This window comes from Endozoicomonas sp. (assembly GCF_051008435.1).
In the GTDB taxonomy this organism is placed as follows: Bacteria; Pseudomonadota; Gammaproteobacteria; order Pseudomonadales; family Endozoicomonadaceae; genus Endozoicomonas_A.
Genome location: NZ_JBPCXO010000486.1, coordinates 1 through 2,226 on the forward strand (window position 1 = coordinate 1; position 2,226 = coordinate 2,226).

The window sequence follows — 2,226 nt, forward strand, 5'->3', positions numbered from 1 at the left end:
TGGCGCTATTATTTGTTGCAGTGCGCCGGGGCATTTCGTGCCAGAGCCTTGCAGCTCTGGCAGTTGGTGTTAAGGCCTCAGGGAGCAGCGCTTGAGCGTTATGATGCTCCGCGATGAAGGCGATCAGAAGATCGCCTGGTAAAGGAAGCCAGCTCCCACGGCCATGGACAAAATGACGACCAGGAAGGCAATGATCATTTTGTTCTTGAACAGGGACTTCAGCAAAATGACTTCAGTCAGGCTGGCACCGGCGCTGCCAATGATCAAAGCCATCACTGCTCCAAGCCCCATGCCCTTGGCTGCCAAAGCTGAGCTAAGAGGAATCACGGCTTCTGCACGAATGTAGAGTGGGATGCCAATGATGGCTGCGACAGGAATAGCGAATGGATTGCTGTCACTGGCCACACGGGCAACAAACTCAGTAGGCATGAAGCCATAGATAGTAGAGCCCAAAGCAATGCCTCCTATCAGGTAAGGCAGTACTTTTTTAAAGTCTTTCCAGGTTGTGTCCCACACTCTTTTCCAGAGAGATGGTTTTGATTGACCACCGCAGCCGCTCTGGCATGAGGAGGTTGCAGGTGTCGTATAGGCCTCTGCTTTCACATATTTCTCAAAGCCCAGCTTTTCCAGCGTGTAACCAGCAATGACCGAGACGCCCATTGCGATGGCAAAATAGAAGACTGTGACCTGTAAACCAAAAGTGATCGCAAACAGACCAATGATGATCGGATTAAGCAAAGGACTGGCAAAAAGAAAACCATCATGGTGCCAAAACCTGCCTGAGCTCGAAGCAATCCTTTCAGAAAAGGAATGGTCGAGCAGGAGCAGAAGGGGGTAATAGCGCCGAGAAAAGCGGCAAGAATATAACCTTTACCTTTGCGGCAGCTCAGGAGCTCTCTGATTTTTTCAGGGGGAATGTAAGTCTGAAGAATCCCCACCAGATAGCTGATGGCAAGAAAAAGCACAGTCAGCTCTGCTGCCAGGAACACAAACATGCCCAGAGTGTCACTCAGTGCCTGGCTTTCAATGAAGGATGTATCAATCATAATACTGATCTCCATAATTCCAGAATAATCGAAATATAAATTTATCCGTTGTTTGGGTCAATATATTTCTAGTAATATCGAATTATTGTTTAATGGCTAGGAAAACTCATGGACATAGAAGCAGTGGCAAAAGCCTTGAAAGAACTGGGGCATCCGACTCGGCTGGCGATTTTTCAGAAAGTGGTTCGTGCCGGTTTTCAGGGAGTTGCAGTAGGGCAGTTGCAGGAACACTTATCCGTACCCGGCTCAACCCTTTCTCATCATATCTCCAGCCTGGCTTCTGCAGGTCTTCTGACCCAGCGCAGGGAAGGGAGAACACTTTACTGTGTCGCTGAATTTGATCGGTTGGAATCGGTGATAGGCTTTTTGCAGGATGAATGCTGTCTGGATGAAGAAAAGCAGCCTTGAAACTTCCTTCCTGGGAGAGTCAACAATGCTGCACCATTAGCAATGAAGGTGCTCGTTACTCTGTGCAATATCGACTGCTATAAAGCCAAGGGTAAATTCATAGTTCATCAGGAGAGCGAATATCGTTGGGTGTTGCGGGCTGGCTACCCCCCAGAAGCTGAATAGGAAAAAATCGTAAACCTTCTTCTGTAATCATTCGAATGACGCCATAAGCCATTCCGATACCACCTCCTATGCCAGTACCTAAAGTGACAAAAATACAACACGATAAAGCAGCAATGACTCCGTAGTCTTTTGCCTCACTGGCAACATCATAGGGGCCGTCGTGTATGCCATGAAGAAATCCGATGGAGAGGGGGATCATTGTTCCAAAGGAGACTCCAACCGTGGCTCCATATTCTGCACCAGTCAAAGTGGTCTCGAGGGTGGAGTGGATGTGTCGAAGGATTCGGTCTGAAACTGCATCCGCTACTTTTTGTTCTTGTGGCGTAATGGGAATGTCTGGAGAAGCCGGGAGTTTTTGAAAAGAATTCAGTACGAAAAGCGTAAGAAAGATGAAAAGGTTCAGTTTGCGCTGCAGCTTCATACCAACCTCTTGAATGTATCAGTAGTGATATGTTGTCGTATTTAGTGGGAAGCTTTTCTAGTCTAGGAGCCTGTCGGACTTATGCTTTCGAGCATAAATTTCAGTAGAACGAGTCGAATTATTCGATGGATTCGTGAGAATAGTTGACCTATTTAATCGAATTCATCGAATAATTGGGCCGTTCTT

General features: G+C 47.2%; 2 protein-coding genes and 1 pseudogene. 1 reads left to right on the forward strand and 2 read right to left on the reverse strand.

Features of this window, described 5'->3' with window-relative positions:
* Positions 1 to 123: 123 nt before the first annotated feature.
* A pseudogene (locus ACR2PX_RS23925) lies at positions 124 to 1,061 on the reverse strand (permease).
* A 93-nt stretch (positions 1,062 to 1,154) separates the two neighbouring features.
* On the opposite strand from ACR2PX_RS23925, the gene ACR2PX_RS23930 reads away from it, so the two are divergent.
* Entirely contained in the window at positions 1,155 to 1,454 is a 300-nt protein-coding gene (locus tag ACR2PX_RS23930; protein WP_434001864.1) for an ArsR/SmtB family transcription factor, read from the forward strand.
* Between the two features lie 97 nt (positions 1,455 to 1,551).
* On the opposite strand, the gene ACR2PX_RS23935 is transcribed toward ACR2PX_RS23930, so the two are convergent.
* The gene (locus tag ACR2PX_RS23935) at positions 1,552 to 2,040 is read right to left on the reverse strand and encodes a hypothetical protein (protein ID WP_434001865.1); all 489 of its coding nucleotides are present in this window, start codon (positions 2,038 to 2,040) and stop codon (positions 1,552 to 1,554) included.
* Positions 2,041 to 2,226 lie beyond the last annotated feature (186 nt).